Source organism: Aquibium pacificum (genome assembly GCF_040839445.1).
In the GTDB taxonomy this organism is placed as follows: domain Bacteria; phylum Pseudomonadota; class Alphaproteobacteria; order Rhizobiales; family Rhizobiaceae; genus Aquibium; species Aquibium pacificus.
In genome coordinates, this window is sequence record NZ_JBDPGJ010000004.1 from 440,119 (window position 1) to 465,723 (window position 25,605).

At 65.1% G+C, this 25,605-nt stretch carries 27 protein-coding genes; 17 read left to right on the top strand and 10 right to left on the bottom strand.

Translation table 11 applies throughout. The features are described 5' to 3' along the window. The first annotated feature begins 6 nt into the window (after positions 1-6). The 7 genes from tsaE (at position 7) to ABGN05_RS18660 (ending at position 10,148) form a co-directional block, all read left to right on the top strand. On the top strand, positions 7-1,515 hold the full coding sequence (gene tsaE, locus ABGN05_RS18630) for a tRNA (adenosine(37)-N6)-threonylcarbamoyltransferase complex ATPase subunit type 1 TsaE (protein WP_367955542.1): 1,509 nt from the start codon (positions 7-9) through the stop codon (positions 1,513-1,515). Beyond that, complete coding sequence (locus ABGN05_RS18635) at positions 1,512-2,243, top strand: nucleotidyltransferase family protein (protein ID WP_367955543.1); 732 nt, start codon at positions 1,512-1,514, stop codon at positions 2,241-2,243. The genes tsaE and ABGN05_RS18635 overlap by 4 nt, the downstream gene beginning before the upstream one ends. Further along, complete coding sequence (gene addB, locus ABGN05_RS18640) at positions 2,240-5,368, top strand: double-strand break repair protein AddB (RefSeq protein WP_367955544.1); 3,129 nt, start codon at positions 2,240-2,242, stop codon at positions 5,366-5,368. The genes ABGN05_RS18635 and addB overlap by 4 nt, the downstream gene beginning before the upstream one ends. Beyond that, positions 5,365-8,889, top strand: a complete 3,525-nt coding sequence (gene addA, locus ABGN05_RS18645; protein WP_367955545.1) for a double-strand break repair helicase AddA — start codon at positions 5,365-5,367, stop codon at positions 8,887-8,889. The genes addB and addA overlap by 4 nt, the downstream gene beginning before the upstream one ends. 74 nt (positions 8,890-8,963) lie before the next feature. After that, entirely contained in the window at positions 8,964-9,287 is a 324-nt protein-coding gene (trxA, locus tag ABGN05_RS18650; RefSeq protein ID WP_367955546.1) for a thioredoxin, read from the top strand. Positions 9,288-9,480: 193 nt separating this feature from the next. Then, positions 9,481-9,744: a type II toxin-antitoxin system prevent-host-death family antitoxin gene (locus tag ABGN05_RS18655; RefSeq protein ID WP_367955547.1), complete on the top strand. Its 264-nt coding sequence runs from the start codon at positions 9,481-9,483 to the stop codon at positions 9,742-9,744. Next, on the top strand, positions 9,741-10,148 hold the full coding sequence (locus ABGN05_RS18660) for a hypothetical protein (protein WP_367955548.1): 408 nt from the start codon (positions 9,741-9,743) through the stop codon (positions 10,146-10,148). Before ABGN05_RS18655 ends, ABGN05_RS18660 begins: the two co-directional genes overlap by 4 nt. 50 nt (positions 10,149-10,198) lie before the next feature. Here ABGN05_RS18660 and ABGN05_RS18665 read toward each other — a convergent pair whose 3' ends face one another. From ABGN05_RS18665 to rpmI, 5 genes are all read right to left on the bottom strand, one after another. Further along, positions 10,199-10,468, bottom strand: a complete 270-nt coding sequence (locus ABGN05_RS18665) for a DUF2442 domain-containing protein (protein ID WP_367955549.1) — start codon at positions 10,466-10,468, stop codon at positions 10,199-10,201. A gap of 5 nt (positions 10,469-10,473) precedes the next feature. Further along, entirely contained in the window at positions 10,474-11,010 is a 537-nt protein-coding gene (locus tag ABGN05_RS18670; RefSeq protein WP_367955550.1) for a hypothetical protein, read from the bottom strand. Continuing rightward, entirely contained in the window at positions 11,010-12,095 is a 1,086-nt protein-coding gene (gene pheS, locus ABGN05_RS18675) for a phenylalanine--tRNA ligase subunit alpha (RefSeq protein ID WP_367955551.1), read from the bottom strand. Before pheS ends, ABGN05_RS18670 begins: the two co-directional genes overlap by 1 nt. Positions 12,096-12,215: 120 nt before the next feature. After that, positions 12,216-12,617 (bottom strand): 50S ribosomal protein L20, encoded by a 402-nt coding sequence (gene rplT / locus ABGN05_RS18680; RefSeq protein ID WP_367955552.1) that lies wholly within the window; start codon positions 12,615-12,617, stop codon positions 12,216-12,218. Positions 12,618-12,661: 44 nt separating this feature from the next. Next, positions 12,662-12,871 carry a 50S ribosomal protein L35 gene (rpmI, locus tag ABGN05_RS18685; RefSeq protein WP_367955553.1) on the bottom strand — a complete coding sequence of 70 codons (210 nt, stop codon included), beginning with the start codon at positions 12,869-12,871 and terminating at the stop codon, positions 12,662-12,664. 256 nt (positions 12,872-13,127) lie between these two features. Here rpmI and ABGN05_RS18690 point away from each other — a divergent pair, with 256 nt between their 5' ends. Continuing rightward, complete coding sequence (locus ABGN05_RS18690; RefSeq protein ID WP_367955554.1) at positions 13,128-13,919, top strand: SAM-dependent methyltransferase; 792 nt, start codon at positions 13,128-13,130, stop codon at positions 13,917-13,919. 167 nt (positions 13,920-14,086) lie between these two features. Here ABGN05_RS18690 and ABGN05_RS18695 read toward each other — a convergent pair whose 3' ends face one another. Further along, positions 14,087-14,755 (bottom strand): methyltransferase family protein, encoded by a 669-nt coding sequence (locus ABGN05_RS18695; protein WP_367955555.1) that lies wholly within the window; start codon positions 14,753-14,755, stop codon positions 14,087-14,089. A gap of 45 nt (positions 14,756-14,800) precedes the next feature. Beyond that, positions 14,801-15,337 carry a translation initiation factor IF-3 gene (gene infC / locus ABGN05_RS18700; RefSeq protein WP_367955885.1) on the bottom strand — a complete coding sequence of 179 codons (537 nt, stop codon included), beginning with the start codon at positions 15,335-15,337 and terminating at the stop codon, positions 14,801-14,803. Positions 15,338-15,553: 216 nt separating this feature from the next. Between infC and ABGN05_RS18705 the strand changes: the two genes are divergently transcribed. After that, complete coding sequence (locus tag ABGN05_RS18705; protein ID WP_367955556.1) at positions 15,554-16,327, top strand: alpha/beta hydrolase; 774 nt, start codon at positions 15,554-15,556, stop codon at positions 16,325-16,327. A 400-nt stretch (positions 16,328-16,727) separates the two neighbouring features. On the opposite strand, the gene ABGN05_RS18710 is transcribed toward ABGN05_RS18705, so the two are convergent. The 3 genes from ABGN05_RS18710 to ABGN05_RS18720 all read right to left on the bottom strand — a co-directional run bounded on the left by ABGN05_RS18710 (position 16,728) and on the right by ABGN05_RS18720 (position 19,657). Further along, entirely contained in the window at positions 16,728-16,895 is a 168-nt protein-coding gene (locus ABGN05_RS18710) for an HNH endonuclease (protein ID WP_367955886.1), read from the bottom strand. A gap of 121 nt (positions 16,896-17,016) precedes the next feature. Then, entirely contained in the window at positions 17,017-18,258 is a 1,242-nt protein-coding gene (locus ABGN05_RS18715) for a GmrSD restriction endonuclease domain-containing protein (protein WP_367955557.1), read from the bottom strand. An 892-nt stretch (positions 18,259-19,150) separates the two neighbouring features. Next, complete coding sequence (locus ABGN05_RS18720) at positions 19,151-19,657, bottom strand: Lrp/AsnC family transcriptional regulator (RefSeq protein WP_367955558.1); 507 nt, start codon at positions 19,655-19,657, stop codon at positions 19,151-19,153. A gap of 115 nt (positions 19,658-19,772) precedes the next feature. Here ABGN05_RS18720 and ABGN05_RS18725 point away from each other — a divergent pair, with 115 nt between their 5' ends. From ABGN05_RS18725 to ABGN05_RS18760, 8 genes are all read left to right on the top strand, one after another. Further along, entirely contained in the window at positions 19,773-20,789 is a 1,017-nt protein-coding gene (locus tag ABGN05_RS18725; protein WP_367955559.1) for a 1-aminocyclopropane-1-carboxylate deaminase, read from the top strand. Positions 20,790-20,926: 137 nt separating this feature from the next. Beyond that, positions 20,927-21,388 carry a DUF2852 domain-containing protein gene (locus tag ABGN05_RS18730; RefSeq protein WP_367955560.1) on the top strand — a complete coding sequence of 154 codons (462 nt, stop codon included), beginning with the start codon at positions 20,927-20,929 and terminating at the stop codon, positions 21,386-21,388. Between the two features lie 109 nt (positions 21,389-21,497). Next, positions 21,498-22,259, top strand: a complete 762-nt coding sequence (locus tag ABGN05_RS18735) for a M48 family metallopeptidase (protein ID WP_367955887.1) — start codon at positions 21,498-21,500, stop codon at positions 22,257-22,259. A 5-nt stretch (positions 22,260-22,264) separates the two neighbouring features. After that, on the top strand, positions 22,265-22,897 hold the full coding sequence (locus ABGN05_RS18740) for a YdcF family protein (protein ID WP_367955561.1): 633 nt from the start codon (positions 22,265-22,267) through the stop codon (positions 22,895-22,897). Positions 22,898-22,937: 40 nt separating this feature from the next. Beyond that, positions 22,938-23,618: a phosphoribosylanthranilate isomerase gene (locus ABGN05_RS18745; RefSeq protein WP_367955562.1), complete on the top strand. Its 681-nt coding sequence runs from the start codon at positions 22,938-22,940 to the stop codon at positions 23,616-23,618. A gap of 102 nt (positions 23,619-23,720) precedes the next feature. Next, on the top strand, positions 23,721-24,941 hold the full coding sequence (trpB, locus tag ABGN05_RS18750) for a tryptophan synthase subunit beta (protein WP_367955563.1): 1,221 nt from the start codon (positions 23,721-23,723) through the stop codon (positions 24,939-24,941). Between the two features lie 87 nt (positions 24,942-25,028). Continuing rightward, a complete protein-coding gene (locus ABGN05_RS18755) occupies positions 25,029-25,319 on the top strand; it encodes a hypothetical protein (protein WP_367955564.1) in 291 nt (96 codons plus the stop codon). Then, on the top strand, positions 25,316-25,597 hold the full coding sequence (locus ABGN05_RS18760; protein ID WP_367955565.1) for a type II toxin-antitoxin system RelE/ParE family toxin: 282 nt from the start codon (positions 25,316-25,318) through the stop codon (positions 25,595-25,597). The genes ABGN05_RS18755 and ABGN05_RS18760 overlap by 4 nt, the downstream gene beginning before the upstream one ends. The last annotated feature ends 8 nt before the right edge of the window (positions 25,598-25,605 follow it).

Sequence of the window (25,605 nt, forward strand, 5' to 3'; positions counted from 1 at the left end):
CACTGCATGGACAAGTCCGCGCTGGAGATCGCGCTTGGCGACGAGGCGGCCACCCAGCTGTTCGGCGAAGACATATCGCTCGCCGTCAGGCCCGGCGACCTGATCCGGCTGGAAGGCGATCTCGGCGCCGGCAAGACCACGCTGGCGCGGGCGCTGATCAGGGCGATGGCGGGCGACCCGGACCTCGAGGTGCCAAGCCCGACCTTTACCCTCGTGCAGAGCTACGAACTGCGCATTCCCGTCCACCACCTCGACCTCTACCGGCTGGCAGACCCTGACGAGATCGACGAACTCGGCATCGACGAGCTTGCCGGCTCGGGCGCGATCCTTGTCGAATGGCCGGAGAGGGCGGGCGATCGCCTGCCGGCAGCGTCGCTGATCATCCGGATCGAACAAGAGGGCGGAAGCCGCCGCGCCACGGTCTCCGGCGAGCCCGCGGCACTGGCGCGCCTCCGACGCTCGCTGGCGATCCGGTCTTTCCTCCGCGATGCCGGTTGGGGGCAGGGGCATCGCCGCTTCCTTCTCGGCGATGCTTCGACCCGCGCCTACGAGACGGTGGAGACGGAACAGGGTGTCCGTATCCTCATGAACGCGCCGAAGCAGCCGGACGGTCCGCCGATCCGCGACGGCAAGCCCTACAGCCAGATCGCCCACCTCGCCGAATCCGTCCTGCCTTTCGTCGCCATAGACGAAGCGCTGCGGTCGGAGGGTTTCTGCGCGCCGGAAGTTTACGCCGCCGACATCGATTCCGGCCTGCTTCTGATCGAGCATCTCGGCTCGGGTTCGTTTCTGTCGCCGGAGGGAGAGCCGGTGCGCGAACGCTACGAGGAAGCGGCGCGCCTGCTTGCCGCCATCCATGTTAAGCCGTGGTCGGAGGAGATATGCACGAGCGCGGACGCCAAGCACGCAATCCCACGCTATGATCGCGGCGCGATGATGATAGAGGTCGAGCTGGTCACCGACTGGTACATGCCCTATGCGACCGGCAGGCCGCCGGAGGCTTCGGTGCGCGGAGAATTCCTCGACGCCTGGAATGCGGTCTTCGACCGGCTGGAAAATGCCGAGACGAGCCTCGTTCTGCGGGACTACCACTCGCCCAACCTGATCTGGCGCGAGGAGCGGCAGGGGCTCGACCGACTGGGCCTCGTCGATTTCCAGGACGCCATGATCGGCCCGGCGGCCTACGACGTGGCGTCGCTCGCCATGGATGCGCGGGTCACCATCCCGGCAGAACTCGAACGCGCGATCGTGCAGGCCTATGTGGAGGCGCGGACCGCCGCTGGCCCGTTCGACCGCAGCGGTTTCGAGGAGGCCTATGCCATCATGGCTGCGCAGCGCAATTCCAAGATCCTCGGCATCTTCGTGCGGCTCGACCGGCGCGACGGCAAGCCGCAATACCTGAAGCACCTGCCGCGCATCAGGGCCTATCTTGGCCGCGCGCTGGCGCATCCCTCGCTGGCACCGGTGGCGCAGTTCTACAGGCATCACGGACTGCTGGAAGAAACCGCCGCATGAACCGGACCGTCCCCAGGACCGCCATGGTGCTCGCCGCGGGCCTGGGCAAACGAATGCGGCCGATCACCGACACGATCCCGAAGCCGCTCGTGCGCATCGCCGGCAAGCCCCTGATGGACTGGGGGCTCGAGGCGCTTGACCGCGCCGGCGTGGCGCGGGCTGTCGTCAACACGCATTATCTCGGCGGCCAGATCGCCGCCCATGTTGCGGATCGCGCACATCCTTCGGTCACGATCTCGGACGAGAGCGATCTTCTGCTCGATTCGGCCGGCGGCATCGTCAAGGCGCTGCCGCTCCTGGGGGACGAGCCGTTCTTCGTCCTCAATGCCGACACGTTCTGGCTGGACGAGGACGAACCCAATCTCGCCGCCCTGGCGCGCCGATGGGATGAGGAGACGATGGACATCCTCCTGCTCTTGGCCGACCTCGCCCATGCGACGGGCCATTCCGGCGGAACGGATTTCCTCCTCGACGGCGACGGACGGCTTGCCCGCTCGCGCGGCGATCCGGCCGGCCTCATCTATGCCGGCGCCGCCATCGTCCATCCCCGCATCTTCGAGGGCGCGCCCGCAGGGCCGCACTCGCTCAACCGCTATTTCGACGCCGCGATCGCCAGTGGCCGGCTCTTCGGCCATCGCCTGCGCGGACACTGGATCACGGTCGGCACTCCGGACGCGATCCCGCTCGCCGAGGCGGCGGTCGCGAGAGCACCGGCCGAGGCCTCATGAGCACGATCACGACGCCTCGGGTGTACTCGATCCCGCCCGGCGTCCGCTTCCTGCCGACGCTGGTGGACACGTTCCTTGCGGGCGACCTCGTGCCGGGCTTCGTCTTCGATGGCGATCCGCTGAGGCTCGCCGACGCGACGATCTACGTTCCGACGCGCCGCGCCGCGCGCGAACTTCGCGCCATCTTCGCATCGCGCATGGGTGGCTCGGCCATCCTCCCGGTGATCCGCCCTCTCGGCGATTTCGACGAGGATGCGGTCCTTTTCGAAGGCAATTCGGCCGCCGAACTCGAACTTGCGCCGCCGATCGCGCCGATGGAGCGGCTGCTCGCCCTGGCACCGCTGATACAAGCCTGGAAACGCCGCCTGCCGTCACACGTTGCCGCCATGTTCGAGGAAGACATCGTGGTTCCGGCCTCCTTCGCCGATTCGATCTGGCTCGCGCGCGATCTCGCCGCCCTGATGGATGAGATCGAGACCGAGGGCGTCGAATGGGCCGGCCTCGCCTCGCTGGTCGGCCGCGACCTTGCCGCCTGGTGGCAGGTCACGCTCGAGTTCCTGTCGATCGTCACCGATGCCTGGCCGAAGATGCTGGAGGAACTCGACCGGTCGAACCCGGCCGCGCACCGCGGCGCCATGATCCGCGCCGAAGCCGAACGGATGCGGCGCAATCCGCCGTCCGGCCCGGTAATCGCCGCCGGCTCAACCGGCTCGATCCCGGCGACGGCGCGGCTTCTCGCGTCGATCGCGCGCCTGCCGCAAGGCGCCGTGATCCTGCCCGGTCTCGACCGCATGCTCGATGCCGAGGCCTGGAAGGTGATCGGCGAAAGCAGCCAGCCGAGCTCGGCCTTCGGCCATCCGCAATACGGCCTGAAGAAGCTTCTCGCCACCATCGGGCTGCTGCGCGACGACGTCGTCGAACTGGGCGCGCCGCCGCCGGCTCTCGCGGGACGCAACGTCGTCGTCAGCGAGGCCCTGCGTCCGGCCGAGACGACCGAGCGCTGGCTCGAAACGCGCAACGTCGTGGAGCGCGCGCTGTCGAGCGGTGCCCTGTCGGGCGTGGCGCTGATCGAGGCGGCGAACGAGCGCGAAGAGGCGATTGCGGTCGCTGTTGCCCTCCGCGAGGCGATAACGGGCGAGGACAGCCACGTGGCGCTGGTCACCAGCGACCGCGAACTCGCCCGCCGCGTCGCGGCCGAACTCGCACGCTTCGGCATCGTCGCCGACGATTCCGGTGGCACGCTGCTCTCGCGGACGCTTCCAGGCCAGCTGTTGATCCAGATGCTGACCGCGGTCTTCGCGCCCGGCGATCCGGTGCCGCTGCTCGCCCTCCTGAAGCATCCGATGTTTCGCATCGGCCACCGGCGCGCCGAAATCCGCCGCCTCGTCGAACTGACCGAACTCGTGGCGCTGCGCGGCGGCACAGGACGGCCCGACATCGCCACCCTAGCCAGCGATTTCCTCGACCGCCACGACGGCTTCGAGACCGCTCCGAGAAAGCCCTTCTGGTGGGACCGTCTCGGCTCGGACGATGTTGGCTCGGTCGCGAGGCTGCTCATCTCGCTCGCCGATGCGCTACAGCCGCTGATCGCCCTGCGCGACCGCGACGAGGCGTCGATGGCCGATCTCGCCGCCGCCACGGTAGCGGGGCTGGAGGCGATGGGGCGGGACGAGGACGGCAGCCTTGCCGGGCTCTACCCGGGCGACGCGGGTGAGGGCCTCGTCTCCTTCCTGCGCGACCTGGTTGCCGCCTGCGGCGACACCGCCGTCGCCCCCGCCGAATGGCCGGCGATCCTCGGCGCGTTGATCTCGGCGGAGACCGTCAAGCCATCGGCCGGCAGCGATCCGCGCGTTTCGATCTGGGGAACGCTGGAGGCGCGGCTGCAAAGCGCCGATCTTCTGGTGATCGGCGGCCTCAACGAGGGCACATGGCCGCGCAAGGCCGAAGCCGACCGCTTCATGTCGCGCATGATGAAGACCGGCATCGACCTCGAGCCGCCCGAACGCCGCATCGGCCTTGCCGCGCACGATTTCGTCATGGCGATGGGCACCGAGCGCGTGGTGCTCAGCCGGGCCGCGCGCGCCGGGGACGCGCCCGCCGTCGCCTCGCGCTGGCTCCAGCGCCTCCTGACGGTCGTCGGCGCGGAGGAAGCCGGGGCATTGAAGCGCCGCGGCGAGCGGTACATCGGCTGGGCGCGCCAGCTCGACGACGGCGAGGACGTGCCTTTCGCCCCGCGCCCCAATCCGAAACCGCCGCTCGACGCGCGGCCGAAGAAATTCTCGGTCACGGAGATCGAGACGCTGCGGCGCGACCCCTTTGCGATCTACGCGAAACGCATCCTCGGCCTCTACCCGATGGAGCCGCTGGTTCGCGATCCAGGCGCAGCCGAGCGCGGAACGCTGTTCCACGAGATCCTGCATCGCTTCACCGCGTCCGGCGTCGATCCGAACGCCCACGACGCGCGGGACCGCCTCGTCGCCATCGGCCGCGCCTGCTTCGACGAGATCGCGCTTCCCGTTGACGTCGAGGCGGTCTGGTGGCCGCGCTTCATGGCCATGGCGCCGCATCTGATCGGCTTCGAGCGCGACCGCGCCCCGGGGCTTCTGAGTCGCCACGCCGAGGATCGTGCCCAGGCGACGCCTATCGGCACCACGGGCGTGACGCTCTCGGGCTATGCTGACCGCATCGATAGCCGTCCGTCGGGGCTCGCCGACATCATCGACTACAAGACGGGCACGTCTCCCTCCAAGGGGCAGGCGCACACGCTGCTTGCGCCGCAACTGGCGCTCGAAGGCGCGCTCTTGAAGCACGGCGCCTTCGCCGGCGCGGGCAAGGCCGAGCCCGCCGATCTCCTCTACGTTCGGCTGAAAGCCAATGGCGAGGTGGTTCCCGAATCGATCCTCAAGTTCAAGAGCGCGATCCGTTCCGCTTCCGAACTCTCGGACGAAGCCTGGGCGCGGCTGGAGAAGCTGATCGCGCACTACGGCAATCCCGAAACCGGCTACCTGTCGCGCGCGTTGCCTTTCCGCGAGGGAGACACCAGCGGCGACTACGACCACCTGGCGCGCGTGCTCGAGTGGTCGGCGGGCGCAGACGGCACCGATGCGGGGGATGCCGGCGAATGAAGAAGACCTACTTCATTCCCGACGAGACGGTGCGCAACCAGGCACGCGCCTCCGATCCGCTGAACTCCGCCTGGGTCTCCGCCCATGCCGGCTCGGGCAAGACGCACGTGCTGTCGCTGCGCGTCGTGCGTCTGCTGCTCGACGGCGCCGATCCGGCGCGCATCTTGTGCCTCACCTACACCAAGGCCGCCGCCGCCAACATGGCGACCCGCGTCTTCCGCGACCTCGGCCGCTGGGCCACGCTGGACGAGGAGACGCTCGCGAACGAGATCGGCAGGATCGAGGGACGGCAGTCGGATCGGGCGAAGCTCGCGCTGGCGCGGCAGCTCTTCGCGCGGGCGCTCGAAACGCCGGGCGGCCTGAAGATCCAGACCATCCACGCCTTCTGCGAAGCGGTGCTGCACCGCTTCCCGCTGGAGGCCAACATCGCCGGCCATTTCGAGATGCTCGACAGCCAGATGGAGCAGGCGCTGGTGGCGGAGGCCCGCCGCGACCTCCTGTCCGGCGCCTCCGTAGGCGATGACGGGTCGCTCGCGGACGCCTTCGCCTCCGTGCTGCAGGCCGGTGGAGAGGCCGGGCTCGACGGGCTCCTGGCCGAGATCGTCGGCAAACGCGACACGCTGCGCGCCTTCATCGACGCCCTCGGCGGTGCCCCTTCGGGCTTCGCCGACCTGTTCGAAGAGTTCGGGTTCACCGACGGGGAGACGGAGGAAGAGGTCGCCCGCGCCGCCTGGCCCGACGGCTTCTTCACCGCCGATCTCGCCCGCCGGATCAACGAGCGCGCGCGGGCTTCGGGAAAGGTCAACGCCCAGAACTTCGCCGCGCAGCTCACCTCCGCCTGCTCCAGTCCCGATCTCGTGGCGGGCCTGATCGCCGCGCGCGACGTCTTCCTCAAGGCCAGGCGCGCGGGCGAATGGGAGCCGAAGTCCCACAAGAACGTCATGGCGCGCGGGGTGGGCGAGTATTTTCCGGAGTTCGCATCCGAGCACGAGCGGATATCGCAGGCGCTGTCGACGGTCTGCGACCGGCTCTCGACCTTCCGCATGCTCAATGCCACCCGCTCCGCGCTCGTCATCGCCGACTGGCTCATCGCCCGCTACGAACGGCTGAAAAGCGCGCGCGGCTTCCTCGATTTCAACGATCTGATCACCCGCACCGTGCGTCTCCTGTCGCGCCAGGATGTCGGCCCGTGGATCCAGTACAAGCTCGATCAGGGCATAGACCATATCCTCGTCGATGAAGCACAGGACACCAGCCCGGATCAATGGCGGGTCGTGGCCGGACTGACTGACGAGTTCTTCACCGGCGCCGGCGCCCGCGGCAACGTCCATCGCACGGTCTTCGCCGTCGGCGACGAGAAGCAGTCGATCTATTCCTTCCAGGGGGCAGAGCCGGAGGCATTCGACCGGCACGGAAGGCTGTTCTCGCAACGGGTCGGCGCCGCCAAAGCCGGTTTCGAGCGCGTCCGGCTGACGCATTCCTTCCGCTCCACCGAGGACGTGCTTTCGGCCGTCGACCTCGTATTTTCATCGGAAGAGGCGCGCCAGGGCTTGACGCACGATCCAGAGCCGCTGGAGCACAAGGCGATCCGCGCCGGCGAACCGGGGTTGGTCGAACTCTGGGACCAGATCGAACCGGAGCAGGTCGAGGAGCCCGACGACTGGACCCAGTCGATCGATCACGCCTCCGCGCCGGCGGTTCGGCTGGCCGAGATCGTGGCGGGAACCATCCATGGCTGGCTCCGCGACGGCGAGTGCATCGACGGCAAGGGACGTCGCATCAAGCCGGGCGACGTGCTGGTCCTGGTGCGCAAGCGCGACCGCTTCATCCATGCTCTCTCGCGCGGCCTGAAGAACCGCCAAATCCCCGTCGCCGGGGCCGACCGGCTCAACCTTGGCACCCACATCGCGGTGCAGGACCTGATCGCGCTCGGCCGGTTCGTGCTCCAGCCGCACGACGACCTGTCGCTGGCCGCCCTCCTGAAGAGTCCGGTGTTCGGGCGTACAGAGGACGACCTTTTCGCCTTCGCCTCGAACCGGTCTTCGAAGACCTCGTTGTGGGACGTGTTACGCGCCCGCGCGGCGGACGGCGAGGTCTGGGACGAGGTCGTGTCCATTCTCGAGCGCTGGCGCGCCGAGGCGGACACCAAGCCCGTTTTCGAGTTCTACGCCGCCATCCTAGGCCGCGATGGCGTGCGCCGGAAATTGATCGGGCGCCTCGGCCACGAGGCCGGCGAGATCCTCGACGAGTTCCAGAACTTCTGCCTCGCGGCCGAGAAGACGGGCGCCGCCGACCTCGAAACCTTTCTCTCGACGCTGGAAAACGCCGGCCCGGACATCAAGCGCGAGATGGACCAGACGCGCGACGAGGTCCGCATCATGACCGTCCATGCCTCGAAGGGGCTGGAGGCGCCGGTTGTCTTCCTCGTCGATGCCGGCAGCGCGCCGTTTTCCGACAGCCATCTGCCAAGGCTCCTGCCGTTCCAGTCGAAGAAGGCGCTGTGGCCCGGCAGCGGCTATGTCTGGCGCAGTTCCTCCGATATCGCCAACAGGGCGTCGCGCGAAATCTCCGACGCGATTGGCGAGAAAGCGAAGGAGGAGTACCGACGGCTCCTCTATGTCGGCATGACACGCGCCGAGGACCGGCTGATCGTGTGCGGTTATCGCGGCGTACGCCAGCCGGATCCAGGCATCTGGCATAGCTTGGTGGCCAACGGCTTCGCGCACGCGCCGGTCGATCAGTTCCGGCACCCGCTGGCCGAACTGCAGGTGCGCCGCTACCGCGTCACCGAACAGACCGCCGTTGCGTCCACGGAGGAGGAGGCAAGGCCGGAGACCGAACCGGACCTCATGCCCCCGGCTCTCTCGCAGCCCTTGCCGCAGGCCCGCGCTCTGCCCCGCCCCCTGGCACCGTCCGGTGCCTCCGTGCTGATCTTCGACGACGAGGAGTTGGCACCCTCGACCGCCTCGCCGGTGCTCGATCCAGCGGCAGCACCCTCCTTCGCCATCGAGCGGGGCACCGCGATTCACCGGCTCCTGCAATCCCTTCCGGCAATGGCTCCGGTCGAGCGCGAGGCGGCAGCTCTGCGCTATCTCTCGCGCGCCGGAAGGACCTGGGAGGAGAACGATCGTCTCGCCGCCTGGCGGTCGGTCGAGCGCGTGCTGGACGATCACGCATTCGCACCGGTCTTCGCGCCCGGCTCGCGCGCCGAGGTCGGACTGATGGGCACGATCGACGTCGGCGGCCGCCTGCGCGCGGTATCGGGCAAGATCGACCGGCTCGCGGTGACCGGCGAGGAAGTGCTTATCGTCGATTACAAGACCAATCGCCCGCCGCCCGCCACGCCGGAAGCGGTTCCGGACGTCTATGTCGCGCAACTCGCGATCTACCGCGCGCTGCTCATGCCGCTCTATCCGGGACGGCGGGTGACGGCCGCGCTGCTCTTCACCGAAGGTCCGCACCTGCTCACGCTGCCCGCCGAGCTGCTGGACCAGACCCTTGTCCGACTCACGGGGGCGTGAGACAAGGAACGCTTGAAAGCGGAGCGGCCCGAACCCACATCCGCCTCGACTTCCTGTTTCCCAAGGAGAAGAAGATGTCCACCGTCAAAGCCGACAAGAATACATTCCAGGCCGAAGTGCTCGACGCAGCCGAGCCGGTGGTCGTCGATTTCTGGGCCGAATGGTGCGGCCCCTGCAAGATGATCGCCCCGTCGCTCGATGAGATTTCGAACGAAATGGCCGGCAAGGTGAAGGTCGCCAAGGTCAACATCGACGAGAACCCCGAGATCGCCGCGCAGTACGGCATTCGCTCGATCCCCACGCTGATGATCTTCAAGGGCGGCGAAGTGGCCGACATGAAGGTCGGCGCCGCCCCCAAGACCGCGCTGACGGCCTGGATCGGCGGCAATCTCGCCTGATCGCCGGACGACCCGGTCCGATCGAGGCCAAATCCTCGATCCGAGTTCCTTCAAGCCCCGTCAGCCGTCAGGCTGACGGGGCTTTCGTTTTCTGCGACCGGGTCGCCGCGCTTTGTGGCGAAGGCTGGCGGTAGAACTTTCATATAATCCAGATCTTCTGTATGATCTGCATACTCTGCGAAAGGACCCCTTCGTGAAGACATTCACCTTCTCGGACCTGAGCCGCCGGTCGGGCGACGTTCTTGATGCCGCCATGTCGGGCAAAGTCTCGCTGGCAAAGCGCGGCAAGGCCAAGGTGATGATGATGCCCATGGCCGAATACGAGCGGCTGGAGCGGATGGCCGCGGGCGACCGCGAGCGTAACGCCTTCACCCTGGCCGACGCTCCCCAGGAAGACATCGACAACCTCTCCGCAGGCTTCCAGCAGATTCTCGATGACGCCAGTTCCGGCGCATGAAGCGCGGTGAGGTCTACCTCTACAACTACCTTTGGGGCCATGAGGCCGAGCGTGGAGAAGAAGGCGGGCGCAAGGTTCGCCGCGTTTGCCTGATGATAGAGGTGAACGGCTGGCTCTACCTCTTCCCCATATCGAGTCAGGTTCCGAAGCCTTCTGAGTCCGGGATGCAGCGGCTCTACGAGGTGGTTCCGGAGACCGAACAGCGCAGGATCGGCCTCGGCACCGAAAAGGCGAGCCACCTCATCCTCGACGACTACAACCGCGTTCGTCCGGACGAACTCTACGACTTTGAAAGTCTGACCCCCGTCGGGTCCTTCAGCACGCGTTTCCTCGAAAAGGTGGCCCGCCGTTTCCTGACCGCAATGCGCGAGAACCGCCCGATCGCCGGCCGAACGCGCCGATGACGTCGAGGCTTATCGGCGAATCCGGCCTCGGTACCGAGCGGGCCTGTCGACTACTCCGCCGCCACCGATGGCCGAGACGCTCCGGGCGCCTTGCGTCCGTTCAGAAGCCCGTCAACGGAGATATTCTCGTCGATCTCGGGCCAGTGAACCCCGTCCAGCATGAACTCGACCGTGTTGCGTTGCGCGGCCGTGGCTCCGAGCAGGCGTGGATACCACCACAAGGGGACCGAAACTTGTCTCCCGTCGGCCAGCCGCACATGAAGATGCTCCGGATCGCACCAGGCCGCGACCGGGCGATCCTTTTCCGGGTAATCAGCCAAAATAGTTATTCGGAACCCTTAAGCGGCTCTGACCAATAATACCCTTTTTCGCCACTACCACTCCCGACCCAACTGAGTTGTTGGTCTGTTTCTTCCACGAGAAACTCGATTCCGTCGTTCTCCTTGTCGATCATCTCGCGAGGGCTCTTTCGATAGGCCACAACTTTCCCCTGGCGATAAGAGGTAGCCGCTTTCGTCTCATGAAGCGCCAGGTAGGCGCCACGTCGTATGCTCTCTTTCACGTTCTGTTCCGCGACCACCCAAGACCCGCTCCAGAACCTGCCGTCCGCTTCTTCAGATATCCCGCGACCTTTCGAACAGACAAAATGATAACCAAGTACAACTTGCCTGTGGAGTTTTTTGGCAGTGGAGTTTTTACCAGGTCTGATTGCCTTTAGCGGTCTGGAAGAAAGATCAAGATCGCACATCCTAACGAGGTCAGCCGCGCCTAGACGGACCGCTCGCGCGCGCAGATCCTCGATCTCGGCGCGAGTCTTCTTTGCTAACTTCTCTGGCGTCCAAAGATGCGTGTTCGAGACCATCAGCTGCTCAACCCCCCGAACAGCGTCGGCAGATCGAGTGGGCGGAAGCCGTAGTGCTGGAGCCACCTCACATCCGCGTCGAAGAAGGCGCGCAGATCCGGCATGCCGTATTTCAGCATGGCGATGCGGTCGATACCCATGCCCCAGGCAAAACCCTGGTACTCGTCCGGGTCAAGGCCCGACATCCGGAGCACGTTGGGGTGCACCATGCCGCAGCCGAGGATCTCCATCCAATCCTTGCCCTCGCCGAAGCGCACCTCGCCCGGCCGCGAACGGTCGCACTGGATGTCGACCTCGAGGGAGGGCTCGGTGAACGGGAAGAAGGACGGCCGGAAGCGCATGTCCACCTTCGGCACCTCGAAGAAGGCCTTGCAGAACTCCTCCAGCACCCACTTCATGTTGGCGACGTTGGCCGTCCTGTCGATCACCAGGCCTTCGAGCTGGTGGAACATCGGCGAGTGCGTCGCATCCGAATCCTGCCGGTAGGTCTTGCCCGGGATGACGATGCGGATCGGCGGCTTCTGGGTCTCCATGGTGCGGATCTGCACGGGCGAGGTGTGGGTGCGCAGAAGCTTGCGCTCGCCCTTCTCGTTCGGCTGGAAGAAGAACGTGTCGTGCATCTCGCGCGCCGGATGGCCTTCCGGGAAGTTCAGCGCCGTGAAGTTGTAGTAGTCGGTCTCGATGTCGGGACCTTCCGCGATCGCGAAGCCGAGGTCGCCGAAAATCGCGGCGATCTCGTCGATCACCTGGCTGATCGGGTGGATGCGGCCGCGCTCGGCCGGAGCCTGGCGCACCGGCAGCGTCACGTCGACTTTCTCCGACGCGAGCCGCGCCTCGATCGCCGCGTCGCGCAGTTCGCCCTTGCGGGCGGCCAGCGCCTCGGTGATGCGGTTCTTCAGTCCGTTGATCGCCGGCCCCATGGTCTGGCGCTCTTCCGGCGACATGGAGCCCAGCATCTTGAGGCGCTCCGACACCGAGCCCTTCTTGCCGAGCGCCGCGATGCGCACCGCCTCGATCGCCGCCTCGTCGCCCGCCGCCGCGATGTCCGCGAGGAGAGTGTTTTCCAGCGTGGTCAGTTCCGTCATGTCAAATCACCGAATCTTCGCGGCCTCAGCGGTGGGTGCTTGATATCAAGCGAAAACCCGCGCTGGCATGGCCGGCGCGGGTTCCCAAACCGAAATTCGAACGCCTGGGAAGCGCCTGTCTTACGCGACGGCCGCTTCGAACTCGTTCGGATTGCCGTCCTTCAGATAGACCAGCGAGTCCTTCGACTTGGCGACAAGCGCGGCGAAGGCCTGCGGCTCGTGGATGGCCATGTCGGACAGGACCTTGCGGTCGATCTCGATGCCGGCCTTGTTCAGCCCGTCCATGAAGCGGGCATAGGTCAGGCCGTGCTCGCGCGCCGCGGCGTTGATGCGCTGGATCCACAGGGCGCGGAAGTTGCGCTTGCGGTTCTTGCGGTCGCGGTAGGCGTACTGCAGCGACTTTTCCACCGCCTGCTTGGCGATGCGGATGGTGTTCTTGCGGCGGCCGTAGAATCCCTTGGCCTGGGCGAGAACCTTCTTGTGCTTGGCGTGGGACGTTACGCCCCTCTTGACGCGTGCCATGTCATGATCTCCTTGAAACTAGCGCTCGTGTCCGGACGGGGGGCTCAGAGGCCGCCGCCGTTGGGCAGGAAGTTCTTCACGACCTTCTTGGCATCGGCCTCGTGGAGGACCATGGTGCCGCGGGCGTCGCGGATGAACTTGTTGGAACGCTTGATCATGCCGTGGCGCTTGCCGGCCGCGGCCGACAGGACCTTGCCGGTCGCCGTGATCTTGAACCGCTTCTTCGCGGAAGACTTGGTCTTCATCTTGGGCATTTTGCTTCTCCTTGTGTGAGGCTCGGCGCCTCTTGCCTTTGTCTCCGGACCGACCAAAGTCCGGAAAGCATGAGAAACCGCCACGGCATGCCCTGCCGGGCGGCTCTTTCTTGAACGCGGGGGCTATATCAGCACTGCCGCCGGACGGCAATACCGGATGCGTCGATCGATGGCCGCTGGGGCAAAGCCCGTTGCCAGCTTGTGAGGTGCGCGCCGGTCGGGTTGATATCCGCCCAGGGACGGACTTGACGTAGTATTGGTCACGGATCGAATTCAATTGCATACGAAAGGCGTACCTGCTGTGGACATCCCCCGGATTTTCAACGTTACCGAAAGCGCTCACCGCATCCACAACCCGCTCACCTCCGAAAAGCTCGCCACTCTCGGCGCGGCATTGCGCCTGGAGCCAGAGACCCGCGTGCTGGACCTCGGCAGCGGTTCAGGCGAGATGCTGTGTACATGGGCGCGCGATCACGCAATCAGCGGCACCGGTATCGACATGAGCCAGTTGTTCACCGAGCAAGCGAAGCTGCGCGCCGAGGAACTCGGGGTCGCGGATCGCGTCGCGTTCATCCACGGCGACGCTGCCGGACATGTGGCCGAGGAAAAGGTCGGTGTCGCAGCCTGCGTCGGTGCCACGTGGATCGGCGGGGGAGTCGCCGGCACCATCGAGCTTCTGGCGGGAAGTCTCCGCACCGGAGGGATTATCCTCATCGGTGAGCCGTACTGGCTGCGGTCGCCGCCGACGGAAGAGGTCGCCAAGGGATGCGGTGCCGGTTCGATCTCCGACTTCCTGATGCTCTCCGAGCTCATCGCGTCCTTCGGCGACCTCGACTATGACGTCGTGGAAATGGTTCTGGCAAACCAGGACAGCTGGGACAGGTACGAGGCGGCCAAATGGCTCACGATGCGTCGGTGGCTCGATGCGAACCCCGACGACGATTTCGCAAGGGATGTTCGAGCCCAACTGCGCTCGGAACCTGAACGCTACGCCACTTATACGCGGGAATATCTGGGCTGGGGCGTGTTCGCGCTGATGGCGAGGTGATGCAAGCGGTTGCATGCGGAGAATTGCCGACATTTGATGCGGTGCCCGGCAGGAGCCGCGGCCGTGGGACACCGTCCGTCCCTCCTCGTCGGTAGACGTCATCCCGCTGGGGCTCCCTGCATCGGGCAGCGTCGAGCCGACCTGGCAGCGGACTCCGTGAGAAGAGCCTACGGCAGCCGGAAGAGCACCGGCAGCACGCCCGACATCTGCCCTGCGTCGATCAGTTCGAACGCGGGCATGGCGACCAGGAAGACCAGCCCGTCGAACAGGGTCGTCTTCAGAAGCTTCGGCACGAAGCGTCCTGTGTCGCCTTCGTCATAGAGAGAAACGTCGGGGACGAAGCGGGGAACCCGCCTGCAATAGGCCTCATAAGGCGCGCCCAGCACCTGGGAGAGGTAGCGCTCCTCGCGCAGGATGACGATGTGGAAGGCGCCCGCGCAAAGGAGCGCGAAGAGGACGAGCGCCGAAATGCTGCCCATCTGCGCGCCGACGCCCGCCGCCGCCAGCGTCGAGAACACGTAGAGCGGATTGCGGGTGACCGAATAGGGGCCGCCCGATACCAGCTCCGCGGACTTGCGGCTGCCGATGTAGAGCGTCGACCACAGCCGCCCCACGATGCCGAGGAAGATGAGCAGGATGCCGATCATCTCGACGGTCTCGTGAACCGGCGTCTCCGGCGGGAAAAGGGACTGGCCGAAGAGCAGCGCCCCGAAGATGACCGCGACGAGCGCCGCGAGCACGTAGCGCCGCCAGCGCTGGTAGTTCGCAAGACCCGGCGGGGGGCGTGACGAGACGGCGTCTTGCGCCGCCCCGCCTGGCAGATCCTGGGAATGCATCGGAGGGCGTTCTCCCGCTTCTCGTTCGGCGAAGCTTCCCGGCTTCTAGCGCGGTGCGAGGACCATCATCATCTGGCGGCCTTCGAGCCTCGGCTCGGCCTCCACCTTGGCGATCTCGGCCGTCTCCTCGCGCACCTTGTTCAGAAGCTGCATGCCGAGTTCCATGTGCGCCATCTCGCGTCCGCGGAAGCGCAACGTCAGCTTGACCTTGTCGCCCTCGTCGAAGAAGCGGCGCACCGCCTTCATCTTGGTCTCGTAGTCGTGGGTGTCGATGTTCGGGCGCATCTTGATCTCCTTGATCTCGATGACCTTCTGGTTCTTGCGCGCCTCGGCCGCCTTCTTCTGGCTCTGATACTTCAGTTTGCCGAGGTCGGTGATCTTGCAGACGGGCGGCTCCGCGTTGGGGGAAATCTCGACGAGGTCGAGCCCAAGGTCCTCCGCGATCTGCAATGCTTCCTGGATGGCGACGACGCCGCGATTGGAACCGTCGGAATCGATGAGCTGAACCCGGGCTGCCCGGATCTCGCTGTTGGCGCGCGGCCCTTCCTTTACGGGCGCTGCGGCTTTGTGCGGTCTGCGAATGGTCGTGGTCTCCTTGTCCGATGTCGTTCGGGATGAATTGCTTCGAGCGTTCCCGCCGCCTATGTCGGTCGTGCGGGAGTTCTGTCAATAGCACGACATGCCGAAGAAATCACGCAAAACCAACGGATTCGGCTTCGCACGCCTACCGAAAGGCGCTTCGGCGCCATGTTCGCCGCCCATGCCCGCGCGCGGATCGACGCACGAAAGGAGATCGCCTTGGAGAAACAACCGCCTGAGTTCATCGAGGTCGACGGCGTTTCCATCGCGCTGCGGCGTCAGCGGGGGGACGCACCGGGGCTGGTCTGGCTCGGGGGGTATCGTTCGGACATGCTCGGCACCAAGGCCGAGCGGCTGGCCGACTGGGCGAACGAGACCGGACATGCCTTCCTTCGCCACGACTATTCCGGCCACGGCGAATCGGGCGGCGAATTCCGCGAGGGCACCATCTCGCGCTGGCTGAAGCAGAGCCTCGCCGTTTTCGAGGCGTGCACGAGCGGTCCGCAGATCCTAGTCGGATCTTCCATGGGGGCCTGGATCGCGCTGCGCATGGTGCAGGAGCTCGGTCGCTCGACGGAAAACCGGCGCATCGCCGGCATGGTCCTGATCGCGCCGGCGCCAGACTTCACGATCGAGCTGATGGAGCCGAAGCTGACGGCGGGCCAGAAGCGCGCGCTGCTGGAACAGGGCTGGTTCGAGGAGCCTTCGGACTACGGCCCCGAGCCGAACGTCTATACCCGCGCGCTGATCGAGGACGGACGCCTGAACCGCGTCCTCGACGGCGTCATCGAGACACATTGCCCGGTGACGATCCTGCAGGGGATGAAGGACCCGGACGTGCCCTATACCCACGCCCAGAAGCTGGTCGAGCACCTTCCCGCCGACGACGTGACGCTGAGCCTGATCCGGGACGGCGATCACCGCTTGTCGCGGCCCGAAGACCTCGACCTCATGATCCGCGCGGTGGAGGAAATGGTGCGGCGGATTGCATGAAAAGAGGCCGGCCTTTCGAAAAGGCCGGCCAGCAAACTGCCCAACGGCAACCCAGGGAGAGGAAACTTTGGGTGAACCGTGCAGCATCAACGCAGGTTCTTCTAGTTTGTTCCGTGGGGCAGGTTCGCTCTCTTCGGGTTCGGTACGCGGGCGGAAAGATCGAGCACGTCCCGAACCTCGAGGATCTTCGGGGTCAGGCGGGCGTGCGGGCAAGACTGGCGTGGGATGCTCATGTTCAGGCTCCTGAGTTTGTCGTCGATACGCACGGCGATGCGGCGCCTTGGAAGGCCGTCAGGATCAGCGCCGTATGCGTATCCGTCTAAACATGATCGGAGCCGCTACGATCGCGCTGTCGACTGTCTTCTCCCAAGAAAGCCCACCAGCGGCTAGTTCCCAGCGGCTAGTTCTTGTAGGCCGAATTGCAATACGGGTGCGAAAGCTGCGCATTTCTTGAGCTATTGTCACCGCCGTCGGCCCGCCGGATCACGTGATCGGCGCTAATGGAGTTTCGGTGCACCAAGCCGCGACAGATACCGCATCGGACGCCAGATTGATGAAGTTCAGACATGAAGGCAGCGGATTTTACGCTAGGCGAAAAGGTTGTCCTTCGGCGCGTGCCATCGCCGCGAACTGGTTGTGGCGAAAGCAGGAAGCCAAAACGGGCGTCCTGCCCCACGGATTGAACCACCTTATCTTCGGGTTCTCCAGCCCAAAAACCCTCCAGCGCCTTCTCTAAGAAGGCCTCGATTGCCGGACGGCTTCGCGGCCCCGCACCTTGGCTTTTCACGATTAAAGTAAAGGCTTCTTTGTGATTCATCAGACCGCTCAAGGCTTTCACGCACATCACAAAACCGGTTGAATTGGTCGCGATCCCGTAGCTTCTGAACAACCTGCGCCACGGCCAAAAATGCTACGGGCTGGAATGCTCCTCCGCGTGTGTAGAAGTAAACAAGCGGATGTAGGCCGAGTGAGCCTGCATAGTCTGTCGTCATTAATCGAAGGCGTTTGCGAATCGCTTCTAAGAACGCAAGCGTTTGGTTGCCGTTGTCGTCTGCTTCCTTCATGTCGCCCTTGGAGACGCCGTTTACCAGGTTCACAAAGTCAAAAACGAACGGCAGCGAGCTATAGCCACGCCCCGCTACTGGTACATCCGAACTTCGGATCGAGGCATCCTTCAGCGGTGGCGCGTATAGCGCCTCGTGAATCTCTTTCCCTAGCGACTCAATCTGTGTCTGCGTTTCTGGTGCGAAATGCGCCCAGTACTTGTGCCCCACCCCACCCCTATTGATCGCTCGCGACGCGATGGCATTGGCCATCATTCGACCCTTTAGGATTTTCTTTTCGATGGCATCTACCGGAGTAGGTTGCTGATTGATCTTAAAAAAGGAACGCTCCGCACCTTCTGCATCATCTTGGGGCACCCACTGCACGACAAACGAGTTGGTCGTGAAATTGGCGAGCATTACCTGTTTGTCCTCTGGCACGTGCTTGCGGCTGCGTGCCATGTCTTGAAACGAGGCGGACGACCCGACGGTTCGGTTCACTAGATCCCTTGTCTTTCGAGCAAGGTCAGTTTGCTCGACAGGAATGAAGTTGTCGAAATATTCGATGGATCGCGATTTGTCGCCGTAGTCGTCAAATATCCACGCTAGCATCGCGCTGATACGGTGAGCCCCATCAATTACAAATGTGTACTGGCCAGAGCGCCAAAGGATGATTGCCGGGATCAGGTCTCCGCCCAAGAATGAAGCGATCATGTCCGCGATCTTCTGCGGACTCCAATTCGCGGTTTCACGCTGAAAATCCGGTTTTCGCAATCCGGAGTAGAAAATCTCATCCCGCAAATTGGATACTGTGACTTCGCCGGTCGGCTTGCCACCCAGCGGCGCGCTTTCAGCCTGAAGGTCTTCGCGCGGGATGAGGGCATCCAAGTTTACCCCCGCCAATGCCATATCTTCCGCCCCCCAAACTAAGAAGTTCTGGCCTAGTCATAGCCTAGGCCCTCCGACTTCTCCAGAGTGGGTACGGGAAGTACAATATGCGGAATAGATTCCGAAACATCGAGGGACTTGGCTACTGGCCCGTTGATGTTCCGCACCCGCCCCACTCCAAGGAGAACGTAGTGGCACCTGATGAATTCGCTTCGATCAGGAGATCGGCGCGCTTTCCGAGTAGCCAGGTGATGCCGTGTTCGAAGGCATCGGTCATGTAGGGTCTTGTAGCGGAGTTTCCGGGTACCCCCACTTTGGTACGTCTCGAAAACTGGTGCTCTCGCGCCATGGGCAAACCGCCTCTCCCCCGTGGAAAAATCCTCCCCTCATCGGCCCCCAACCCCTTGTTCCGGCTCCCAACCCCCGTCCGCGATCGCCTTTCTTATCCCCGCCCTTTTGGCCGGCGCTATTCTTGCCGGCAGTTCCTTCCGCGGGGCCATCGGTCATGACGGTGATTGCGTGGGGAGGAACCGGCACTCCGATCGTTCGCGCACGTGGCGGGCGGTCCGGGGGTCCGTCCCGAAGCCCCGGTGCTCCAGAGGCACCAAGACCTCGTGCGCGTCACGGGCAGCGCTGACGATCCGCGAACGGCCGACTTGCCGTCCGGGGATCGGAGAGAAGGAGCGGTCAGGACCAGAATGCCGGGTGGCGGTCGCAAGGCCGCACATAAAAACAAAAAGAGAGCGACCGAGCGGCCGCCACCGTCCCATCCTTTCAAAAGCCGGCCTTCGCAAAGGCGCGGTCGGGAAGACCCATGCCTGAAATCCTTTCCGCCGGCATGTCCGCGTCCTGCGCGCAGGGATCCGGGCCGCGGCCGGGCGAAACCCTCGCCTCAGAAATCGAGCGGCGCGTTGTCGACGACTTCCTTGATGACGAAGAAGGTCCGCGTCTGGCGGACCCCCGGCAGGCCGAGCAGCTGCTCGCCGTGCAGGCGGTTGAACTCCGACATGTCGCGCAGGCGGATTTTCAGGAAATAGTCGAAGTCGCCCGCCACCAGGTGGCAGTCCAGCACGAAGGAGAGCTTGCGCGCCGCCGCCTCGAACGCGGCAAAACTCTCCTTGGTCGAGCGGTCGAGCACCACGCCGACGATCACCAGGGCCCCGCGCTCGACGCGCGCCGGCGCGATTTCGGCCCGCACAGATCGGATGAAACCCTTCTCGAACAGCCGTTGCGTGCGGCGGTGGCAGGTGGCGGCGCTTACGTTGACGCGCTTGGCCAGCTCCGCATTGGCCAGCCGCCCGTCCTTCTGCAGCAGCCGCAGGATCTTCATGTCGATCCGGTCGAGCGCAACCGTGATGGAAGGTTCTTCCGCTTCGGTGCCATCACTTTTACGTTTCATCCGTTGATTTCCAGACGTCCGGCCGAATGGCGCAATCTTGCTCCCATCTTCGAAAGCACATTCCACCCGCCTTCGACTAGTCTCCCGCGCAAATGAACCGCAGGAGAACGCGCCCATGAACCTCGAGAAATTCCCCCGTTATCCGCTGACCTTCGGCCCGACGCCGATCGAGAAGCTCGACCGGCTCACCGGCCATCTCGGCGGCAAGGTCGAGATCTTCGCCAAGCGCGACGACTGCAATTCCGGCCTGGCCTTCGGCGGCAACAAACTGAGAAAACTCGAATACATCGTTCCCGACGCCATCGCGTCCGGCGCCGATACGCTGGTGACGATCGGCGGCATCCAGTCGAACCACACGCGCCAGGTCGCCGCGACGGCGGCCAAGATCGGCATGAAGTGCCGGCTGGTCCAGGAAAGCTGGGTGCCGCACCAGGACGCCGTCTACGACCGCGTCGGCAACATCCTCCTGAGCCGCGTCATGGGCGCCGAGATCGAACTCGTCGATGAGGGTTTTGACATCGGCATCCGCGAAAGCTGGGAACGCGCGTTGAAGGACGTCGAGGCCAAAGGCGGAAGACCCTATCCCATCCCGGCCGGCGCCTCGGTCCACCGGCTCGGCGGGCTGGGCTACGTCGGCTTCGCCGAGGAGGTGCGGGCTCAGGAGAAGGACCTCGGCTTCAAATTCGACTATGTCGTGGTCTGCACCGTCACCGGCTCCACCCATGCCGGAATGCTGGTCGGCTTCGCCGCCGACGGCCGCGCGAAAAACGTCATCGGCATCGACGCTTCGGCGACGCCGCAACAGACGCGGGCGCAGGTGCTGGAGATCGCCCGCAACACGGCGGAACTCGTCGAACTCGGCAAGCCGATCGCCGACGACGATCTCGTTCTCAACGAAGACTACGCCTACCCGCTCTACGGCGTCCCATCGGACGAGACCAACGCGGCGATCCGGCTCGCCGCCCGGCTCGAAGGCATGATGACGGACCCGGTCTACGAGGGCAAATCCATGCAGGGCCTCATCGACCTCGTGCGCAAGGGTTTCTTCCCGGCCGGCTCGAAGGTGCTCTACGCGCATCTCGGCGGCGTGCCCGCCATCAACGGCTACAGCTACGTCTATCGCAACGGCTGACGAAGCGAATTTTGCGCTGCGCAACCAACGCTTTGCACAACTTTACAATGGAGATTCTTGAATAGCCGAAATCCCGATACCATTTCGATACCATGCAGCCGGGTTGGCTGCCCCCTACACGAAAGGAACGGGAGACGATGAACACGAGTGCACTGATCCGTCCGGCCTGGACGCCGGCGACTATTGCGCTGATGGTGCTCGGTTTCATGGTGTTCTGGCCGCTCGGCCTCGCCATGCTTGCCTACATCATCTGGGGCGACCGGCTTGACGGTTTCAAGCGCGACGTGAACCAGGCGACGGACGGCTTCTTCGCCTCCTGCCGCAGCAAGCGCGGCCGCCATCATCGCAGCCATCACCATGGCCGCACCGGCAACGTCGCCTTCGACGATTGGCGCGAGGCCGAACTCACCCGCATCGAGGAAGAGCGCCGCAAGCTCGACGAGGCGCGCGAGGAGTTCGACAGCTACCTGCGCGAACTGCGCCGCGCCAAGGACCAGGAAGAGTTCGACCGCTTCATGAACGAGCGTGCCGACCGCAAGCGCGACGCCAGGCGCGACGACGGCGAGCCGAAGCCTTCCACGGGCCTCCTCGACGACTGATCGCCCCAGGGCGTAACAACGGAAACAACGGCGCTGCGTAACACGCGGCGCCGTTTTTCATCGGGCGGATTGCTCCCGCCGCTTTCGACTTTCGACTATCATGGCGCACATGATTCCAGCCTTCCTCAGGAAACCCGTCCGTTCCGCTCCGCCCGTCGCTCCCCTCGAGCGGACGCATCATGTCGCCGGGCGCGAACTGCCGCTGAGGATCGTGGAAAACCAGCGCGCCCGCCGGCTGACGCTCAGGATCGACGCGGGCGGGCAGGGGCTTCGCATCACCGTCCCGCCCGGATTGGCCGACCGCGAGGTCGACCAGTTCCTGCGCCGCCACCAGGGCTGGCTGGAGGCGCGGCTGGAAAAGCTGCCGGACCGGCCGCAGCTTCGGCCGGGCGCAAAGGTGCCGGTGCGCGGGGTGCCGCATCTGATCGTGCACGAGCCCGGCCGGCGCGGCAGCGTCGCCGTCGAGACGGTGCACGGCGCCCCGGCGCTCGTCGTCCACGGCGACCGGGCGCACCTGCAGCGCCGCATCGCCGATTTCCTGAAGCGCGAGGCAAAGCGCGACATCGAGCCCCTGGTGGTGAAGCACGCGGCCGTCGTCGGCCGCCGGGCCAAGGCGATCCGCTACAAGGACACCACCAGCCGCTGGGGCTCGTGCTCCTCCGATGGCAACCTCTCCTTCTCCTGGCGCATCATGATGGCCCCCCCGGCGGTCATCGACTACCTCGTCGCCCACGAAGTCGCGCATCTCAGGGAAATGAACCACGGCCCGAAATTCTGGAAGCTCTGCCGCGACCTCTGCCCCCGCACTGACGAGGCCAAGGCCTGGCTGAAACGCAACGGCTCGGCGCTGCAGGCGATCGGGTTCGGGTGAGGGTGTTGGACGCCCGCGTCCTCGCCGCCGCGCGAGTTCTCTTCGCCTATCACCGCATCGACGATCCGCTCGCTCCCTCCGACGCGATCGTCGGCCTCGGCAGCTACGACCTGCGTGTGGCGGACCGGTGCGCCGAACTCTTCCACGACGGTATCGCTCCCCGGCTGGTGCTGACCGGCAGGTCCGGCCACTGGACGCGGGATCTCTACGAGACCAGCGAGGCGGAGGCGTTCGCGCAGATCTGCGTCGCTGCCGGCGTGCCCGAAAGTGCGATCCTCATCGAGCCGGAAGCCTCCAACATCGGCGAGAACATCCGCTTCTCGGCGGCGTTGCTCGGCCCCGACCTCCGCCGCGTCGTGCTCGTCACCAAGCCGCAGACGCAGCGCCGGGTGAAAGCCGCTGTCGCGCGTCAGTGGGCCGGGGTCGAGGCGCTCGTCACGGCGCCGCGAACCGCCTTCGGCGACCAGCCGACCCACGCCTTTCCACTGGAGAATTTCGTCAACGAGATGGTCGGCGATCTCCAGCGCATTCTGGACTATCCCGCGAAGGGCTTCGCGGTCGCGCAGGATATTCCCGGCGAGGTGATGGCGGCGTACGAATTCCTGATCGCGCGGGGATTCGACCGTCATCTCGCCTGAGCGTTCGACTTTTGCCGTACGCGGGGGTATGTCCCCTGCCATGCCCCTCGACATCAAGATCTGCGGCCTGAAGACGCCCGAAGCGCTGGGCGCCGCACTCGTTGGCGGCGCGACCCATTTCGGCTTCATTTTCTTCGAGAAGAGCCCTCGCAACATCGCGCCGGACGATGCCGGGCGTCTGCGCGCGGCAGCTCTCGGCGGGGCGGCGGCGCCCATGACGGACCGCAAGGTGGAAGCCCTGGCGGTCGCCGTCACCGTCGATGCGGACGACGCTTTTCTCGACGAGATCGTCCACGCGGTGATGCCGGACATGCTCCAGCTCCACGGCAAGGAGAGCCCTGAGCGCGTGGCCGACGTGAAGGCCCGGTATGGCCTGCCGGTCATGAAGGCCTTCTCCATCGCCGAAGCGGCCGACCTGGAGAAGATCGAGCCTTACCGCGGCGTGGCCGACAGGTTCCTGTTCGATGCCAAGCCGCCGAAGGGCGCCGAACTGCCGGGCGGCAACGGCGTGCCGTTCGACTGGACGGTTCTGGCCGACCTCGATCCGACCATCGACTACATGCTTTCGGGAGGCCTGAATGCCGCCAACATAGGCGAGGCGCTGCGGCTCGTCGCGCCGCCTGGCATCGACGTTTCGTCCGGCGTCGAAAGCGCGCCGGGGGTAAAGGACGTTGGATTGATCGAGGATTTCTTTCGCGCCGTCCGGGCCGCGAGGGGCTGAAGAGGCGCGGGGGACAGTTTACTTTCTGCCCCGGAAAGGCATATGCCTCGGTGAGGTCCCGCAAGGGGCGAAAAGTAAACTGTCCCCAGTTCAGGATTTGCGATGAACCAGCCGGCCGCACCGAATTCCTTCCGCACCGGACCCGACGAGCAGGGCATGTTCGGCATCTTCGGCGGCCGCTTCGTCGCCGAGACGCTGATGCCGCTGATCCTTGATCTGGAGAAACACTGGAACGAGGCGCGCAACGATCCGGCCTTCAAGGCGGAGCTGGAAGACCTCAACACCCATTACACCGGAAGGCCGTCGCCGCTCTATTTCGCCGAGCGGCTGACCGAGCATCTGGGCGGAGCAAAGATCTACTTCAAGCGCGACGAGCTGAACCACACGGGCTCGCACAAGATCAACAACTGTCTGGGCCAGATCCTGCTCGCCCGGCGTATGGGCAAGAAGCGCATCATCGCCGAGACCGGTGCCGGTCAGCACGGCGTCGCCTCCGCGACGGTGGCCGCCCGCTTCGGTTTCCCCTGCGTGGTTTACATGGGTGCGACGGACGTGGAACGGCAGGCGCCGAACGTCTTCCGCATGAAGCTGCTCGGCGCCGAGGTGCGGCCCGTCAGGTCCGGCCACGGCACGCTGAAGGACGCCATGAACGAGGCGCTGCGCGACTGGGTGACCAATGTCGAGGATACCTATTACATCATCGGCACCGCCGCCGGCCCGCACCCCTATCCGGAGCTGGTGCGCGAGTTCCAGTCCGTCATTGGCCGCGAGGCGAAGGAGCAGATGCTGGCTGCGGAAGGCCGGCTGCCTGACATGCTGGTGGCGGCCGTCGGCGGCGGCTCGAACGCCATTGGGCTGTTCCATCCCTTCCTGGACGACAGTGACGTGAAAATCGTCGGCGTCGAGGCCGGCGGCAAGGGCTTGCAGGGCGATGAGCACTGCGCTTCGCTGACAGCCGGTTCGCCCGGCGTGCTGCACGGCAACCGCACCTACCTGCTGCAGAATTCCGACGGCCAGATCAAGGACGGCCATTCGATCTCGGCCGGGCTCGACTATCCCGGCATCGGCCCGGAGCATTCCTGGCTGAAGGAGACCGGCCGCGTCGAATACGTGCCGATCATGGATACCGAGGCGCTGGAAGCCTTCCAGCTTTTGACGAAGCTCGAAGGCATCATCCCCGCGCTCGAACCCGCTCATGCGCTTGCTGAAGTCATCAAGCGCGCGCCGACGATGGACAAGGACCAGATCATCGTGATGAACCTGTGCGGACGCGGCGACAAGGATATCTTCACCGTGGGCAAGCTACTCGGAGTGGAACTCTAGGGGAGGGGCCGGGCCGGCCCGCGCTGTTCTCCCGGTGAAACCTGGCGGTGGACATGCTATCATCACCCGTGATGAAGGAGGCCCGTCATGGGTGAAGAACCGCTTTCGCTGCATCTGGAAGACAAGCTTCGCCAGAGCCTGGAAAACGAGGCACGGCTGCGCGAAGTGCCGGAAGCGGAAGTCGCCGAAGAAGCCATTCGTGAGTTCCTCGACCGGCAGGCATGGCTGCGCAGGGAACTCGCAGAAGCCGTGAGGGAAGCCGACGAAGGCGTGTTCATCTCACAGGAGGCGATGGAGCGCTGGATCGACAGTTGGGGCGCGGAGGGTGAGTTGCCTCCTCCCGAACCCGATATCTTCCTTCCACCGAAGGAGCGGTGAAGCTTCGCTTCCTTTCTCGTACCCGGCGCGATCTTGTCTGGTTTCGTACCTACTACGATTCCGTCTTCCGCGAAGGCGCCGATCGGGCGCGCCGGCAGTACCGCCGGACTATGGCCAACATCCTCTCCAACCCATATATCGGCCATCCTGCCGCGAACGGCGTGCGTCGATTTCCCATTCCACGCACGCCGTTTTCGGTTATCTACCGGGTCGCCGAAGAGGAGATCGAGATCCTTCGCGTTCTCGACCAGCGAGCGGAAAAGCCCACCGAGCCTTGAGGAACGAG